Annotated in this window: 14 protein-coding genes and 1 tRNA gene; 10 read left to right on the plus strand and 5 right to left on the minus strand. The window is 73.3% G+C overall.

Annotated features, from left to right (window positions below):
* Positions 1–42 precede the first annotated feature (42 nt).
* Both J5Y05_RS23530 and J5Y05_RS23535 read left to right on the plus strand, forming a co-directional pair.
* Positions 43–116: transfer RNA gene (locus J5Y05_RS23530), tRNA-Ala, on the plus strand.
* Between the two features lie 365 nt (positions 117–481).
* A complete protein-coding gene (locus J5Y05_RS23535; protein ID WP_210875048.1) occupies positions 482–1,762 on the plus strand; it encodes a VanZ family protein in 1,281 nt (426 codons plus the stop codon).
* Between the two features lie 32 nt (positions 1,763–1,794).
* Here J5Y05_RS23535 and J5Y05_RS23540 read toward each other — a convergent pair whose 3' ends face one another.
* Together J5Y05_RS23540 and J5Y05_RS23545 are read right to left on the minus strand one after the other, a co-directional pair.
* Positions 1,795–2,004, minus strand: coding sequence for a hypothetical protein (locus J5Y05_RS23540; RefSeq protein WP_307854058.1), 210 nt, complete (start codon positions 2,002–2,004; stop codon positions 1,795–1,797).
* Between the two features lie 42 nt (positions 2,005–2,046).
* On the minus strand, positions 2,047–2,979 hold the full coding sequence (locus J5Y05_RS23545; RefSeq protein ID WP_247615191.1) for a LysR family transcriptional regulator: 933 nt from the start codon (positions 2,977–2,979) through the stop codon (positions 2,047–2,049).
* A gap of 95 nt (positions 2,980–3,074) precedes the next feature.
* Between J5Y05_RS23545 and J5Y05_RS23550 the strand changes: the two genes are divergently transcribed.
* From J5Y05_RS23550 to J5Y05_RS23560, 3 genes are all read left to right on the plus strand, one after another.
* Positions 3,075–4,244, plus strand: a complete 1,170-nt coding sequence (locus J5Y05_RS23550) for a nuclear transport factor 2 family protein (RefSeq protein WP_210875049.1) — start codon at positions 3,075–3,077, stop codon at positions 4,242–4,244.
* A 98-nt stretch (positions 4,245–4,342) separates the two neighbouring features.
* Positions 4,343–4,750, plus strand: a complete 408-nt coding sequence (locus tag J5Y05_RS23555; RefSeq protein ID WP_210875050.1) for a DUF4259 domain-containing protein — start codon at positions 4,343–4,345, stop codon at positions 4,748–4,750.
* Between the two features lie 171 nt (positions 4,751–4,921).
* Complete coding sequence (locus J5Y05_RS23560; protein WP_210875051.1) at positions 4,922–5,902, plus strand: alpha/beta fold hydrolase; 981 nt, start codon at positions 4,922–4,924, stop codon at positions 5,900–5,902.
* Positions 5,903–5,939: 37 nt separating this feature from the next.
* Here J5Y05_RS23560 and J5Y05_RS23565 read toward each other — a convergent pair whose 3' ends face one another.
* Positions 5,940–6,425: a GNAT family N-acetyltransferase gene (locus tag J5Y05_RS23565; protein ID WP_210875052.1), complete on the minus strand. Its 486-nt coding sequence runs from the start codon at positions 6,423–6,425 to the stop codon at positions 5,940–5,942.
* A 67-nt stretch (positions 6,426–6,492) separates the two neighbouring features.
* Here J5Y05_RS23565 and J5Y05_RS23570 point away from each other — a divergent pair, with 67 nt between their 5' ends.
* Positions 6,493–7,296, plus strand: coding sequence for an exodeoxyribonuclease III (locus J5Y05_RS23570; RefSeq protein WP_210875053.1), 804 nt, complete (start codon positions 6,493–6,495; stop codon positions 7,294–7,296).
* A 43-nt stretch (positions 7,297–7,339) separates the two neighbouring features.
* Here J5Y05_RS23570 and J5Y05_RS23575 read toward each other — a convergent pair whose 3' ends face one another.
* The gene (locus tag J5Y05_RS23575) at positions 7,340–8,038 is read right to left on the minus strand and encodes a MerR family transcriptional regulator (protein WP_210875054.1); all 699 of its coding nucleotides are present in this window, start codon (positions 8,036–8,038) and stop codon (positions 7,340–7,342) included.
* A gap of 131 nt (positions 8,039–8,169) precedes the next feature.
* Here J5Y05_RS23575 and J5Y05_RS23580 point away from each other — a divergent pair, with 131 nt between their 5' ends.
* From J5Y05_RS23580 to J5Y05_RS23595, 4 genes are all read left to right on the plus strand, one after another.
* On the plus strand, positions 8,170–9,720 hold the full coding sequence (locus J5Y05_RS23580) for a flavin-containing monooxygenase (RefSeq protein WP_210875055.1): 1,551 nt from the start codon (positions 8,170–8,172) through the stop codon (positions 9,718–9,720).
* Positions 9,717–10,679, plus strand: a complete 963-nt coding sequence (locus tag J5Y05_RS23585; RefSeq protein WP_210875056.1) for an alpha/beta fold hydrolase — start codon at positions 9,717–9,719, stop codon at positions 10,677–10,679. The genes J5Y05_RS23580 and J5Y05_RS23585 overlap by 4 nt, the downstream gene beginning before the upstream one ends.
* On the plus strand, positions 10,676–11,560 hold the full coding sequence (locus J5Y05_RS23590; protein WP_210875057.1) for an SDR family oxidoreductase: 885 nt from the start codon (positions 10,676–10,678) through the stop codon (positions 11,558–11,560). The genes J5Y05_RS23585 and J5Y05_RS23590 overlap by 4 nt, the downstream gene beginning before the upstream one ends.
* A gap of 86 nt (positions 11,561–11,646) precedes the next feature.
* A complete protein-coding gene (locus J5Y05_RS23595) occupies positions 11,647–11,823 on the plus strand; it encodes a hypothetical protein (RefSeq protein WP_210875058.1) in 177 nt (58 codons plus the stop codon).
* Between the two features lie 84 nt (positions 11,824–11,907).
* Here the strand turns inward: J5Y05_RS23595 and J5Y05_RS23600 are convergent, their stop codons facing one another.
* A complete protein-coding gene (locus J5Y05_RS23600) occupies positions 11,908–15,441 on the minus strand; it encodes a S41 family peptidase (protein ID WP_210875059.1) in 3,534 nt (1,177 codons plus the stop codon).
* Positions 15,442–15,557 lie beyond the last annotated feature (116 nt).

The following is a 15,557-nucleotide window of genomic DNA, read 5'->3' on the forward strand; positions in this document are numbered from 1 at the left end:
TTGAGCACGCCGCCCGGGGTGCTAAAGTTTCACTCGTCGCAAGGGCCTGTGGCGCAGTCTGGTAGCGCACCTCGTTCGCATCGAGGGGGTCTGGGGTTCAAATCCCCACAGGTCCACATACGACGGTTCTTGAGCTTGCTCAGGGGCAGTGACGAGATCCCGTCCGATTGCAAGATCGGACGGGATCTTCGTCGTTTCGGGGGTCGCTCGACGGCTGTTCGGGGTGGCGGCGTGTCAGGTCTGGCGGGTTGTCGGGCGGGCGAGCGGCCAGAGACCGGCCCATCGGCTTCGCGGCCTCGGTCTCGGCCTGGTTGTGGACCGAGTGGGTGTGGCCGTGGATCTGATGCCCCACCTCATCGCGAACTCCCGCAGTCGGACCCTGGCTCTGGAAGCTTGTTGATGCGTGCATGATGAGGCGGGGGTGCCTCAAGGGGGTGTCCCGGTTTGGGTGTGGTTTTACGTTTGGCGAGCGAAAGACATCATGATTGAAGCGTCGATCGGGGCCGTGGCGGATCTCGTCCCTGTTTTTCTGGTTGCGGCGGTTTTGATCGCCGTGCCTGTGGTGCTGTTGGCTCGGGCGAAGAAGTGGCCGGTGGTCGCGGCCACCCTCTGGTCCCTTTCGTTGCTGGGGGTCCTGGCTGTGACGCTCCTGCCGGGCGGGATGGGGGACGCCGGAATGGGGGTCGTCTGCTACATCGGGCCCTCGCTCAGGGGAGTTCTGTCCACGACTCAAGGGCAACTGAACGTACTGCTCTTCGTCCCCGTCTGTTTCTTCGGAGTCTGCGCATTCCGCCGGCCGACCGCCGTACTCGCGGGTGGCTTGCTGTTGACCGCCGGCGTCGAGATGCTTCAGGCGCTGTTGTCCATCGGGCGGTCGTGCAGCTACTCCGACCTGGAGGCGAACGCCCTCGGTGTCGTTGCCGGTGTGCTGTGCGGCACCGCCTGGCTGGCGCTCAGGCGCCATCGCCCGCTGTTCACCTGGCGTGACGTATGGACCGGCGGCCGGTTCCTCGGTGTCGGTGGGGTCGTGATCGGCGCCATTTTCTGGTTCGGCATCCCTCCTGTGTACGGCGGACCGGAATTCGTCGCGGCCACGAGCGAGCAGGACGCGTGGGCCCGGAGCGCGGCGGCGGAAGTGTACGGAGAGCAGGCGGAGGTCGTTCGAGTGCGGCAACAGGAAGCGATTCATGGATTTCCCGGAAAGGTTGAGATCGTCACCGACAAGGGGAATCTGACGGCCTTGTGGCCTCAGCGTAAAATGGAGAGCCTGTTTTCCGTTGACTACGAGGACGACGAGGGTTCTCTGAGTTCCGGGCAATCCAGGTCCGCTGCCGAGGAATTTGCGGCGCGATGGTATCCGGATGAGACAAAGGGCAGTGAGGTCACCTTTGAGCCTGTTGCGAAGGGCAAGGCTCCGTACGTCCTGAGCTACCGTCGTCACGTGGACGGCATCATGATGCCCATGCGCCTGGATATCACGGTCACGTCGTCCGGCCGTATCGTGGGAGTGGCGACCCGTCTTGTCGCCGATCCCAAGCTGCCTGAGCCAGAGCTCGACCAGGCCGCGGCGGAACGTCGGGCAGAGGAGCTTACGGGCCTCAAGGCAGGCAGTCCCGTATTCCTGGTCGCTCAGGAAGTCGACAGGGAATGGCGTCCTGTCTGGGTCGTCAACATGAGCGGCGAGGGAGAAACAGAGCCTGGGGGCGTCGTCGCCGTACACCTTGACGCCGTGTCAGGGCAGATGGTGCAGCGCCAAGACTGACCGGCCGCCGAGCGGGTCGGGTGGCCGGGCTGTCAGCTTGCCAGAGCCACCAGGCCCAGGATCACGAACACGGCTCCCGCGATCCCGAACCCGAAGCGCATGTGGTCCGGGCTCTTCCAGGGCGTCCCCCGTCGGGACCTGCGCGTGACCACCACGTCCGGCCAATCCCAGACCCACAGGGCGACGTTGCGGTAGTCGCGGGCGATCACCAGCAAGCCCCCTCCGATGAGCAGCGCGAGCACCCCGCGAAGAATCAAGGCCGTTTCCTCCCCCGTCCCGTGGGGTCAGGACCGTTCTCGCGCCATCGTCTCGGTGGGGGTGTGGGACGGACGGGGCACGGTGAATGTTCTGGTGAGCTGGGCGTGGAAGGGCTCCGTGCAGGGGTGGGGGGCGTGGCGGGAGGTGATGGTGTAGATGCCCCGGGTCGGGGGATCGACCAGCCCCACTGTGGTGACGTCGGTGCGCAGCGCGCACGTCAGCACCCCGGGGATCAGCGCGATGGCGTGACCGGTCGCCACCAGGGCCAGTTTGCCGGGCAGGTCGGCCGCCGTGAGGTCGATGCGGGCGTCGACCCCGGCGCGGGCGGCGTGCCGGCGCAGGAGCGCCGCCGAGCCGTCGTTGTCCTCGACCCAGGTCTGGTCGGCCAGCGCCTCGATGCGCACCGGGCCGCGCCCGGCCGGCGGGTGGCCGACGGGCAGGACGACGACCATCTCGTCCAGGCCGACGAACCGCCGGTCGACGTGCGGGTCATGGGGCAGCCCCGGCGGCGCGTCGGTGACCACGGCGATGTCGAGGTCACCGGCGATCACGCGCCGGTGCAACTGCGCGCTCAGGCCGGGGACCAGGCTCCACCGCATGGACCCCGCCCGCTCCAGCAGGCCCCGGATGGCCTCGGGGACGATCCCGGAGGCCAGCGAGGGGGTGGCGCCGACCGCCAGCGGCCGACCGGCCGACCCGTCGTGGACGTCTCGTGCGGCGCGTACCGCGCGGTCGGCCTCGTTGAGCGTGGTCAGGGCATGGCGCCGGAACGCCTCCCCGGCGGCGGTCGGGCGTACGCCGCGCGCGTGGCGGTCCACCAGGGGAACGCCGATCTGCCGCTCCAGCCCGGCGATCTGCCGGGAGACGGCCGACTGGGTGTGGTTCAGCTCGGTGGCCGCCGCCGACAGCGACCCGAGGCGGCACACGGTCACGAAGGTCCGCCACACGGTCAGTTCCATGGCTCCAGTATGGGCGGGTGGTATGCGGGGATCGCAGGGCCGGCCTGCGAAACTTGCGCTTGTCGCAGCCCTCGGGACGCGCCACCGTGGCGGGTATGACCCCACCTCACACGCCGCACACCCTCGCCGTCCTCGGCCTGGGGCGCATGGGCGCCGCGCTCGCCTCCCGACTCGCCGCCCAGGGCTGGGACGTGGTCGGCTGGACTCGCTCCGGACGCGCCTCGGCGGCCCTCACGGTGACCGGCGATCCGGGCGCCGCCGTGGCCAAGGCCGACCTCGTGCTCCTGTCGCTCTTCGACGGAGCCGCCTGCCGGCAGGTCCTCGACGCGGTCCGCGGCTCGCTGCGTACGGACACGGTCGTGCTGAACACGAGCACGATCGCCCCCGCCGAGGCGGCGCGACTGGCCCGGCGAATCGGCCCGTCCTATGTCCACGCGCCCGTGCTCGGCTCCGTGCCGGCCGCCACCGCCGGCACCCTGCGGATTCTCGCCGCCACCGGGCAGGACACGCTCGACCGGGTCCGGCCGGTGCTGGAGGCGCTCGGCACCGTGCGACGCGTCGACGACGCCTCCACCGCCGCCGCGCTCAAGCTGGTCGCCAACCACAGCCTCGCCGGGGCCGTTCTCGCGGTGCGCGACTCACTGCGGCAGGCCGACGCGCTGGGCCTGCCGCGTGCCGAGGTGCTGGACGTTCTCGAACTCGGGCAACCGGGCGGGCTGGTGGCCCGTAAACGTCCCTTCCTCACCGACCCGCCGTCCGCCGGGGCGGCCGAATTCACCCTCGGCGCGCTGGCCAAGGACATGGCGCTGCTGGCCGCCGCGTCGAACACGCCCTTGCGCGGCGCGGCCGGTCTGGGCGACACCCCCGCCGGTCCGGAGGCCGACATCGCCGTCGCCGCCACCGTCCCCGGCGTCGAGGACGCCGTGCTCGAACCGCTCCACGCGTACGTCCGGGGACACGCCACCGGTGACCCCGCCCACTTCCGTGACGCGTTCCTGCCCACCGCGCACATCGAGGGAGTGCGCGAGGGCGCGTTCGTCTCGTGGCGCCTGGACGAGTACTGCGCTCTCTTCACCGGCCGGCCGGCCGCGGACGAACCGGCCCGCTCCCGCCGCGTCGACGCCGTCGACGTCCACGGCACCGTCGCCACCGCGACCATGACCCTCTCGCACGGGGCGGACACGTTCACCGACCTCTTCCTGCTGGCCCGCGCCGGTGACGGCTGCTGGCGCATCGCCAACAAGGCTTATCACCGCCATTCCTGAGGGCACTGGGGAAGGATCGTTCCGGCGCCGCTCGGAGACGGGCGGTGTCAGTGGTCTCTGTCAGGATGCGGTGATCGGCGACGTGAACGGGAGAGACCATGGGCACTTGGGACGTCGGACCCTTCGACAACGACACCGCGGCGGACTTCTGCGGCGGCCTCGACGACGCGGCGGCGGAGGAGCGGGAGGGCCTGGTCCGCGCCGCCTTCACCTCCGTGATCGACACCGAGGGCTACCTCGACGCGTGTGAGGCCGAGGCGGCCGTGGCCGCTGCCGCCCTCGTCGCCGCGCAGTGCCCCGGGGGAGACCCCGCGTACTCGGCCTATGCGCCCGGGGAGCCTCTGCCCGACCTCACCGGTCTGCGTGAGCCTGCCGTGCGAGCCGTCGACCGCGTCGTCACCGAGCCGTCCGAACTGCTGGAGCTGTGGGAGGAGTCGGACGCCGCGCCCTGGCACGCGGTGATACGGGGCCTGCGGAGCGCGCTGCTGAGTTCCGCGACCGGGTGATCCGGGCCGCTCCCTGACCACCGCCGACCACGGCCGCGTCGCCGTTTTGCCGGAACGGCAAACGGGGTCGTCTTTCCGGGGCCGCCTTCCGCAGGATCGGTGTCGAGCCGCGGGGACGGTGGAAGAGAGCCGTTCCGAGGCGCGGCAGACCGACGGTCCGGGAGGGCACGCATGACGCAGCAGGTCACGGAGATCACACACCGGTCGGTGTCCACGCCGGCGGGCCGGACCCACCTCGTGGAGCAGGGGACGGGGCCGCTGGTCCTGCTCGTGCACGGCTTCCCGGAATCCTGGTACTCCTGGCGCCGCCAACTGCCGGCCCTCGCGGCGGCGGGGTACCGGGCGGTCGCCGTCGACGTCCGCGGCTACGGCCGCTCCTCCAGGCCGGCCGAGGTGGACGCGTACCGGATGCTCGCCCTGGTGGAGGACAACGTCGCGGTCGTGCGCGCCCTCGGCGAGGAGTCCGCGGTGATCGTCGGCCACGACTGGGGCGCGACCATCGCCGCGACCTCCGCCCTGCTCAGGCCGGAGGTCTTCCGGGCGGTGGGGCTGCTCAGCGTGCCGTACACCCCGCGCGGCGGGCCCCGCCCCGGCGACGTCTTCGCCCGGATGGGCGGGGACGAGGAGTTCTACGTCGCGTACTTCCAGGAGCCGGGCCGCGCCGAGGCCGAGATCGAACCCGATGTGCGCGGCTGGCTCGCGGGCTTCTACGCGGCCTTCTCCGCCGACACCATGCCCGCGCCCGGCGTTCCCGACCCGCACTTCGTCGGCCGGGGCGGGACGCTGCGGGACCGGTTCCCCGCCGGACGGCTGCCCGGCTGGCTCGGCGAGCGGGACCTCGACGTCTACGCCGGGGAGTTCGAACGGACCGGCCTGACCGGGGCGCTCAACCGCTACCGGAACATGGACCGTGACTGGGAGGACCTCGCCGCCTTCGACGGCGCCCCCCTCACCCAGCCGTCCCTGTTCGTCGGCGGCGGCCAGGACGCGTCCACGACGTGGCTGGCCGACGCGATCGAGGCGTACCCCGTCACCCTGCCGGGCCTGGTCACCTCCCGCGTCCTCGACGGCTGCGGCCACTGGGTCCAGCAGGAGCGCCCCGACGAGGTCAACCGCCTGCTGACCGACTGGCTCGCCGCGCTGCCCGCCTGACGCCCCCGGGTGACGGGGGCCGCGTCCGGCTCACGGGTCAGGGGCGGGGGAGGGGCTTGGCGTAGCAGAGGCTCTCCTCGTGGTGGCGGTAGTAGCCGAACTTCTCGCAGGGGGCGTAGCCGCTGGAGGCGTACAGGGCGACCGCCTCCGGCTGCTTCGTGCCGGTCTCCAGGACCATGCGGACGCGGCCCGCCGCGCGCGCGTCCTCCTCCAGGAGGGCCAGGATGCGGCGGGCGAGGCCGCGTCCGCGCATCTGCTCGATCACGAACATCCGCTTCAGTTCCGCGTCCCCGTCGCGGTTGCCCTCGTCGTTGGCGTCCTGGCGGCGCCAGCCGCCGGAGGCGACCGGGACGCCTTTGTCGTCGTAGGCGATGAGGTAGAGCCCGTTCGGCGGGGTGAAGTCCGACGGGCTCAGGTGGGTGGCGTCGCCGCCGTCGCCATAGCGCACGTCGTACTCGGTCTGGACCTCGTCGTTGAGCTTCAGCGCGTCGGGGTGGTCGAAGGGGACCGGGCGGATGTCCATGCTGCCTTCCGTGGGTCGATGCGATCCCGGAGCGGGACCCCGTCCAGTGTGCCGGTATCGTGCCGGGATGCTCACCGTGACCTCCGTCAACGTCAATGGTCTGCGCGCCGCCGCCAAGAAGGGCTTCGTGGAGTGGCTCGCGGACACCCCGGCCGACGTGCTGTGCCTCCAGGAGGTGCGGGCCGAGCCGCACCAGCTCCCCGAGCACGTGCGCACCCCCGAGGGCTGGCACGTCACGCACGTCCCCGCCGCCGACAAGGGCCGCGCCGGCGTCTCCCTCTACACCCGCCGCGAGCCCGACCGGGTCCGGGTCGGCTTCGGCTCGGCGGAGTTCGAGAGCAGCGGGCGGTACGTCGAGGCGGACCTGCCCGGTGTGACGATCGCCTCCCTCTACCTGCCCTCGGGCGAGGTCGGCACCGAGCGGCAGGACGAGAAGATCCGCTTCATGGACGCCTTCCTCGGCTACCTCAAGGAACTGCGCGAGCGGGCCGCCGCCGACGGGCGCGAGGTCGTCGTCTGCGGTGACTGGAACATCGCCCACGAGCAGGCCGACCTCAAGAACTGGCGCGGCAACACCAAGAACTCCGGCTTCCTCCCCGAGGAGCGCGCCTGGCTGAGCCGGGTCCTCGACCCGGCCGACGGCGGGTACGTGGACGTCGTGCGCGCCCTGCACCCGGGCGTCGAGGGGCCCTACTCGTGGTGGTCCTACCGGGGCCGGGCCTTCGACAACGACACCGGCTGGCGCATCGACCTCCACGCGGCGACGCCGGGCCTGGCCGCCCGCGCGGTCAAGGCGTACGTCGAGCGTGCCGCCTCGCACACCGAGCGCTGGTCCGACCACGCGCCCGTCACCGTCGTCTACGACCTGTAGGGATCACGACCTGTAGGGATCTTCCCTCTCGTCGTACGTCGCCCTACGCGTCGTCGCGCGTCCCCGGCCGGTCGCCCGCCCCGTCCCCACCGCCCGCCCCGCCCGCCGGCCGTATCCGGCGGTCCAGCGCGAGGGAGAGTTCCGCCTCCACCACGCTGCGGGCCAGGGGGCGCAGGCGGTGCAGGTCCGGGTCGGGGGCGTGGCGCAGGACCAGGTCGGCGAAGAGTCCGGCCAGGGCGTCGGCGTGCTCGCGGACCCGGCGGCCCGCGTCGAGCACCTCGGCGAGGGGGATGCCCTCGCGGACCAGGGCCGAGGAGACGTCCAGCAGGCGGTTGCTGATGTGGACGATCCGGTCGCCGTCGGTGCCGACGTACCCCAGCTCCATCGCGGCGGCCAGGTTCTCCGGGGTGACCTCGCCCTCGAAGCGCTCCGCCAGCTCCTGCGGGGTGAGGCGGACCGGCGTCTCCTCGGTGGGCTCGCCCATCCCCAGCAGGTCGCCGACGTCGCGGCCGTGGTCGAAGGCGTCGGCCAGCTCCGCTATGCCGTTCAGGGTGTGCCCGCGCTCCAGCAGCGCCGCGACGGTGCGCAGGCGGGCCAGGTGGTGGTCGTCGTACCAGGCGATACGGCCCTCGCGGCGGGGCGGCGGGAGCAGCTTGCGTTCGCGGTAGAAGCGCAGGGTGCGCACCGATATGCCGGCCAGCCGGGCCAGCTCCTCCATGCGGTATTCGCGCTTCTCGGTCACTCCCCGACCTTAAGTCGTACCGCCGGTAACTTTCCTCGTCCCGCCCCCTACCCATCAGTACGGCCCTGTTCTACGCTCCCATTGCGCCAGTGTTCACTGGCAAGGTTCCAGCGACGCGTGGAGGCTTCGGGATGGCCGGGCACGAGCAGACACGAGAACACGTACGGGTGGCGGTGATCGGGTCCGGCTTCGGCGGACTCGGCGCCGCCGTGCGGCTGCGCCGCGAGGGGATCACCGACTTCGTCGTCCTCGAACGGGCCGACAGCGTGGGCGGCACCTGGCGGGACAACAGCTATCCGGGATGCGCCTGCGACGTGCCGTCCCACCTCTACTCCTTCTCCTTCGCGCCCCACCCCGACTGGCCGCGCACCTTCTCCGGGCAGCCCCACATCCGCGCCTACCTGGAGCACGTCGCCGACACCTTCGGCCTCCGCCCCCACCTGCGCTTCGGCGCCGAGGTGCGGCGGATGGCGTGGGACCCCGGGCGACTGCGCTGGGAGCTGACGACCGCGGGCGGCGACCTCACCGCCGACGTCGTCGTCTCCGCCACCGGACCGCTCTCCGACCCCCGCACCCCGGACGTCCCCGGCCTGGACACCTTCCCCGGCAAGGTCTTCCACTCCGCCCGCTGGGACCACGACCACGACCTCACCGGCGAACGCGTCGCCGTGATCGGCACCGGCGCCTCCGCCATCCAGATCGTCCCCGCCATCCAGCCGCGCGTCTCCCGGCTGACCCTCTTCCAGCGCACCCCCGCCTGGGTCATGCCCCGCATGGACCGGGCCATCGGCGGCGCCGAACGCGCCCTGCACCGGGCCCTGCCGGTCACCGCCAGGCTGCGCCGCGGACTGCTCTGGGGCATCCGCGAACTCCAGGTGCAGGCGTTCACCAAGCACCCCGGGCAACTGGGCTTCGTCGAGCGGATCGCCCGGCGCAACATGGCCTCCGCCATCAAGGACCCGGCCCTGCGCGCCAAGCTCACCCCCGGCTACCGCATCGGCTGCAAGCGCATCCTGCTCTCCAGCGACTACTACCCGGCGCTCGCCCGCCCCAACGTGGACGTCGTCGCCTCCGGCCTCGCCGAGGTCCGCGGCTCCACCCTGGTCGCCGCCGACGGCACCGAGGCCGAGGCGGACGCCATCGTCTTCGGCACCGGCTTCCACGTCACCGACATGCCCATCGCCGACCGGGTCGTGGGCGCCGACGGCCGCACCCTCGCCGAGACCTGGAAGGGCGGCATGCGGGCGCTGCGCGGCGCCGCCGCGGCCGGCTTCCCCAACTGGATGACGATCATCGGGCCCAACACCGGCCTGGGGAACTCCTCCATGATCCTCATGATCGAGTCCCAGTTGAACTACCTGGCCGACTACCTGCGCCAACTCGACGTCCTCGGCGGCCGGGTGGCCCTCGACGCCCGCCCCGCCGCCGTACGGGCCTGGAACGACCGGGTGCAGAAGCGGATGGAGCGCACCGTGTGGAACACCGGCGGCTGCACGAGCTGGTACCTCGACCCCAGTGGCCGCAACACCACCATCTGGCCCGGCACCACCGCCGAGTTCCGGCGCGAGACCCGGCGGGTCGACCTCGCCGAGTACGCGGTGCTGCGGCCCGCCGTCGCCCCCGCCTCCGCCGCCGACTCCGTCGCCCCCGGCGCCGACGAGGGCGTGGAGGTGGGCGCGTGAGCCGCCTGACCCGCACCGCCGACGGGCCCTACGCCCCGCCCGCCCCCGCCCGCGAACTCACCGTCGTCTCCGCCGACGGGGCCCGGCTCCACGTCGAGACACACGGCCCCGAGGGCGCCCCCGCGATCGTCCTCTCGCACGGCTGGACCTGCTCCACCGCCTTCTGGGCCGCCCAGATCCGCGCCCTCGCCGCCGACCACCGCGTCATCGCCTACGACCAGCGCGGCCACGGCCGCAGCCCGGCGAGCGCGGCGTGCGGCACCGAGGCCCTCGCCGACGATCTGGAAGCCGTCCTGGAGGCGGTGCTCGCACCCGGCGAACAGGCCGTGATCGGGGGGCACTCGATGGGCGGCATGACGGTGCTGGCCGCCGCCGGCCGGCCCTCGCTGAGCACCCGCGCCGCGGCCGTCCTGCTGTGCAGCACCGGCGGTTCGCGGCTGGTCGCCTCCGCGACCCTGTTCCCGCTGCCGCCCGGCCGGGCCCGCACCTGGCTCACCCGGCGGGTGCTCGGCTCCCGCGCCCCGCTCGGCCCGGTCACGCCCGTCGCCCGCGCGATCCTCAAGTACGGGACCATGGGCCCCGGTTCGGCCCCCCACATGGTCGACGCCTGCGCCCGCGTCGTGCACGCCTGCCCGCGCACCGTGCGGCACGCCTGGTCGCGGGTGCTGGACCGGCTCGACCTCGACGAGCGGGTGCCCGCGCTGGACGTGCCCGTCGAGATCGTCGTCGGCACCGCCGACCGGCTCACCCCGCCCGCGCACGCCCGCGCGCTCGCCGCCCGCCTGCCCCGGTGCACCGGCCTCACCGAACTGCCCGGGGTCGGCCACATGACCCCGGTGGAGGCGCCCGACCTCGTCACCTCGACGCTGCGCGCCCTCGCCACCGCCCATCTGCCCGCGAGGGCCGCCGTGCCGGCCGTCCCGGCCGAACCGGCCCTACCCGCCGAGGAGGACGCATGACCAGGGGGAACCTGGAAGGACGGGTCGCCGTCATCACCGGGGCCGCGCGCGGTGTCGGGGAGCTGCTGGCCCGCAAACTCTCCGCGCGCGGCGTACGCGTCGCGCTGGTCGGCCTGGAGCCGGACGCCCTGCGGGAGGTCGCCGGGCGGCTGCACGGCGAGAGCGCCTGCTGGGAGGCGGACGTCACCGACGACGAGGCCATGGCCCGTGTCGCCGAGGAGGCCGAGGAGCGCTTCGGCCGGATCGACATCGTCGTCGCCAACGCGGGCGTCGCCACCGGCGGTCCGTTCGCCGACTCCGACCCGGCGTCCTGGCGCCGGGTGATCGAGGTCAACCTGGTCGGCTCCGCGGTCACCGCCCGCGCCTTCCTCCCCGCCCTGCTGCGCAGCCGCGGCTACCTGCTCCAGATCGCCTCCCTCGCGGCGATCACCCCCGCGCCCATGATGACCGCGTACTGCGCCTCCAAGTCCGGTGTGGAGGCGTACGCCCACTGCCTGCGCGCCGAGGTCGGGCACCAAGGCGTCAAGGTCGGCGTCGGCTACCTCTCGTGGACCGACACCGACATGGTGCGCGGCGCCGACCGGGACGACGTGATGCGGGAGTTGCGGCAGCGGCTGCCCTGGCCGTCGAACAAGACGTATCCGCTCGGCCCGGCCGTCGACCGCCTCGTCGAGGGCATCGAGCGGCGCTCCGCCCACGTGTACGGACAGTGGTGGCTGCGCGGCATGCAGGGCGTGCGCGGCTGCCTGCCGGCGGTCGTCGGGACCGTCGGGCAGCGCGAGATGCGGCGCTTCGCAGACCGGCTGACCGGCATGCGCACCGGACTGGTCGGGGCGGGCGGCGCGGCCGACGAGAAGCACCGCACTACGGTGCGTGACTGATCGACATGCGCGCGGTCACCGCCCGTGTGAATCTGATCGGGCCCGGCCGATCCGGCCGGCCCCGATCAGCACAGGAGTTGACCCTCATGGGCATCAAGGACCAGTTCCAGGACAAGGCCGAGCGCATGCAGCAGCAGGGCAAGCAGCGGGCGGAGCAGGCCAAGGAGCAGATGCGCGACCGAGGCCGCCGCGACGACGACGAGATGGACCAGCCCTCGCGCCGCGAGGCGGACGACCGCTTCTCGCAGGACCGCGACGCCTGACGCGCCGTCCCGCACCGAAGGGGCGCCCCCCGCCGCACGGGGAGCGCCCCTTCCGCGTGCCTGCGTGGGCCGGGCCCGGGGCGGCTACCGGCGAGGGGGCAGCGGCGGCCGGGAACGGTCCGGTACGTCGCCGTAGTCGGGCGGCGAGGCCGGCGGCTCGGACTCCAGCAGCTCCAGCGCGATCCGCACCGCCTCGTCCAGCACCGTGTAGCGGCCCTCGGCCCAGTCCAGCGGCGTGCGCAGCGCCTCCACGTCGGGGGCGACGCCCTGGTTCTCCACGGACCAGCCGTACGCGTCGAACCAGGCCGCGTTCATCGGCACCGTGATCACCGTGCCGTCGCCGAGCCGGTGCCGGCCGGTCATGCCGACCACCCCGCCCCAGGTGCGCTGTCCGACCACGGGTCCCAGCGAGAGCAGCTTGAACGCGGCCGTGATCATGTCGCCGTCGGAGGAGGTCGCCTCGTCGGCGAGGGCCACCACCGGGCCCCGCGGGGCGTTGGAGGCGTACGACACCGGCTGGGCGTCCCGCGTCAGGTCCCAGCCGAGGATGGTGCGGGTCAGCTTCTCGACCACCAGTTCGCTGATGTGGCCGCCCGCGTTGCCGCGCACGTCCACGATGAGGGCGGGCCGGGACACCTCCATGCGCAGGTCGCGGTTGAACTGGGCCCAGCCGGAGCCGCCCATGTCGGGGATGTGCAGGTAGCCGCAGCGTCCGCCGCTCAACTCCCGTACCACCTCGCGGCGTTTGGCGACCCAGTCCTGATAGCGCAGCGGGCGTTCGTCGACGAGCGGGACGACCGCGACCCGGCGCGGCGGCCCCGCCGTCCGGGGCGCCCCGGACGCCCGCGCGGCTTCCGCCCCTTCCGTGGCCGCCGGGACCTCCGGGTTGCCGGGGAGGTCCGGCAGGCCCCGGACCGGGGGCGGCGGGGCGGCGGGCTGCTCGAAGGTCAGCTCCACCGTCGTCCCGCCCGCGCCCGCCAGCAGCGGGGAGGGCCCGGCCACCGGGTCCACGGGACGGCCGTCGACATGGGTGAGGACCGCGCCGTCCCGGATGCCGGTGCCGGCCAGGGGGGAGCGGGCCCGGGAGTCCGAGGAGTCGCCGGGCAGGATGCGCTTGACCGTCCAACGTCCGTCCCGGGGAAGGAAGTCGGCGCCGAGCAGGCCCTGCCAGCGCTGGTAGGAGGCCGGGCCCTCGTTGCGCCGGGCGGCGGACACGTAGGCGTGCGACGTGCCCAGCTCGCCCAGGACTTCACGGAGCAGGTCGGCGAACTCGTCGGGGGAGGCGACGCGTTCGACCAGCGGGCGGTACTGGTCGAGCACCGCGTCCCAGTCGATGCCGCACATGCCCGGGTCCCAGAAGTAGGCCCGGATCAGCCGGCCCGCCTCCTCGTACGACTGGCGCCACTCGGCGGCCGGGTCGACCTGGTGCAGGATGCGGCGCAGGTCGATCCAGGTGGTGGTGTCGCCGTCGCCGGGCTCGGTGGCGGGCACCGCCCGCAGCTCCCCCTCGTCCAGCACCACCAGCCGGCTGCCGTCGCCGCTGACCTGGAACCAGTCGAGGTGGGCGACGAGTTCGGACTTCTTCGCCTTGGCCGGGCCGAAGTGCTCCAGGGTGGGCCGCTCGCTCGGGTCGTCCGGGTTGGCGAAGGTCTCGCCGAGCGCGCCGGAGATCGGCCAGCGCAGCCAGACCAGCCCGCCGCCCGCGACCGGGTGCAGCGCCGAGTACTTGGACGCGGTCACCGGGAACGGCGTCACCCGCGCCTCCAGCCCCTCCGTCTCCACGGTCACCGCGCCGCCCTCGCCGCCCTCGTCCTCCACCGGGTCCAGCCCCCCGGCGGCCGGCCGGCCCTCCGGGTTCAGCGCGAAGGGGGACGGGGTCGCCGACGACAGCGGGACGAGGTAGGGGCGGCAGCCCAGCGGGAAGGACAGGTCGCCGGTGTGCACGTCGTAGACCGGGTCGAAGCCGCGCCAGGACAGGAAGGCGAGGTAGCGGCCGTCGCGGGTGAAGACCGGGTTCTCGTCCTCGAAGCGGCCGTTGGTCACGTCGACGACGAGCGGCGCGTCCCCGTCGGAGATGCGGGCCATCTTGATCTGGCGCAGCGAGCGGCCGATGCCCGGGTGGGACCAGGTCAGCCACGCCCCGTCCGGGGAGAAGGCGAGGTCCCGCACCGGCCCGTTGACCGAGCGGATCAGCTCCGTGACCCCGCCGCCGGGACCGAGCGGACCGGCCTCCCCGGGCTCCCCGGTGTCCTCGGCGCCCCCGGGGTCCTCCGCCCCCTCCCTGCCGTCCGTACGCTCCGTGTCCTCGGTGTCCTCCGTACCCTCCGTGCCCTCCGTGCCCTCCGTACCCTCCGTGCCCTCCGTGCCGGAGGGCGGTCCCGCGGCCTGGGTGTCGTCCGCGACGTCGAGCAGCAGGAGCCGTCCGTCGTGCGAGGCGACGGCGAGCCGTTCGCCCTCCGGGTCCGACACCAGCTCCAGCACCCGGCCCAGCTTCCCGGAGGCCAGCCGCCGCATCTCCCGGCCGCCGGTCGCCCGGGGCAGGTGGGCGATCTCGACGGCGTCCTCGCCCTCCGCGTCGGTCACGTAGGCGACCCGGCCGCTCGCCCCCAGCATCTCGGGCAGCCGCACCCGCACCCCCGGGGTGTCCGCGATGGTGCGGGCCGGTCCGTCGCGGTGGGTGAGCCAGTACAGGCTGCCCCGGACGACGACGGCGCTCGCCCGGCCCGTCTCGTCGACGGAGATCCCGCCCACGTGGTGCGCGGCCGGCACCTGGTACGGACGCCGCCCGGCGCGCGGCCCGCTCAGCCGGACGTCCAGCCGCCGGGGCAGCGAGTCGGGCGCGAGGTCGTCGACGATCCACAGGTCGCCCGCGCACTGGTACACCACCCGCGTGCCGTCGCTCGACGCGTGCCGGGCGTAGCAGGCGTCGTGGTCGGTGTGGCGGCGCAGGTCGGTGCCGTCGTGGGCGCAGGAGTAGAGGTTGCCGACGCCCTCGTGGTCGGAGAGGAAGGCGACCCGGCCGCCGACGAGCATGGGGGAGTGCAGGTGCCCGCCGAGGCCGGGGAGCAGGCGCCGCCCGTGCAGCCAGAGCCGGCCGGTCGCCCCGCCCCGGTAGCGCTTCCAGGCGGCCGGCTCGTGCGGCGGGGTGCCGGTCAGGAGCAGCGTGCGGCACTGGCCGTCGAGGTCGGCGCACTGGATGTCGGTGACCGGCCCCCAGGGCAGTTTGCGGCCGGGGTCGCCGTCGGGGGAGACCTTGTAGGCCCAGGTCAGGTACGAGAAGGGCTCGCCGTGCGAGGCGACGGCGAGGATGTCGGCGGTGCCGTCCGGACCGGGCGGGGTCCAGCCGCAGACGCGGGTGTCGAAGCTGCCCCAGTGGGTGAGCTGCCGGCCGGGGCCGCCGTCCACCGGCACCACGTGGACCTCCGGCTCCAGGCTGCGCCAGCTCGTGTACGCGATCCGCCGGCCGTCGGGGGAGAAGCGGGGGTGGCCTGCCTTGGTGCGGTCGACGGTGAGCCGCCAGGCCCGGCCCGGACCGTCGAGGGGCGCGAGCCAGAGGTCGTCCTCGGCGACGAAGCAGAGCAGGTCTCCGTGCAGGTGCGGTAGGCGCAGATAACTCACCGCTCCATGCTTTGCCGCGCCCCGGGCCCCGGCAACTTATGGGTAACCGACAACCGTGACCCAGGCCACGTACGAAACCGTTTCGTTTCGCTAGCGCGGTGCGCTACTGTCGTCGT

The sequence above is a fragment of the Streptomyces tagetis genome, from assembly GCF_018069565.1.
Taxonomy (GTDB): Bacteria; Actinomycetota; Actinomycetes; order Streptomycetales; family Streptomycetaceae; genus Streptomyces; species Streptomyces tagetis.

Excerpts from the sequence above, each read along its gene's own strand:
- J5Y05_RS23535 (WP_210875048.1), top strand. The coding sequence starts at position 482 with ATGATTGAAGCGTCGATCGGGGCCGTGGCGGATCTCGTCCCTGTTTTT.
- J5Y05_RS23545 (WP_247615191.1), bottom strand. The coding sequence starts at position 2,979 with ATGGAACTGACCGTGTGGCGGACCTTCGTGACCGTGTGCCGCCTCGGG.
- J5Y05_RS23550 (WP_210875049.1), top strand. The coding sequence starts at position 3,075 with ATGACCCCACCTCACACGCCGCACACCCTCGCCGTCCTCGGCCTGGGG.
- J5Y05_RS23555 (WP_210875050.1), top strand. The coding sequence starts at position 4,343 with ATGGGCACTTGGGACGTCGGACCCTTCGACAACGACACCGCGGCGGAC.
- J5Y05_RS23560 (WP_210875051.1), top strand. The coding sequence starts at position 4,922 with ATGACGCAGCAGGTCACGGAGATCACACACCGGTCGGTGTCCACGCCG.
- J5Y05_RS23565 (WP_210875052.1), bottom strand. The coding sequence starts at position 6,425 with ATGGACATCCGCCCGGTCCCCTTCGACCACCCCGACGCGCTGAAGCTC.
- J5Y05_RS23570 (WP_210875053.1), top strand. The coding sequence starts at position 6,493 with ATGCTCACCGTGACCTCCGTCAACGTCAATGGTCTGCGCGCCGCCGCC.
- J5Y05_RS23580 (WP_210875055.1), top strand. The coding sequence starts at position 8,170 with ATGGCCGGGCACGAGCAGACACGAGAACACGTACGGGTGGCGGTGATC.
- J5Y05_RS23590 (WP_210875057.1), top strand. The coding sequence starts at position 10,676 with ATGACCAGGGGGAACCTGGAAGGACGGGTCGCCGTCATCACCGGGGCC.
- J5Y05_RS23595 (WP_210875058.1), top strand. The coding sequence starts at position 11,647 with ATGGGCATCAAGGACCAGTTCCAGGACAAGGCCGAGCGCATGCAGCAG.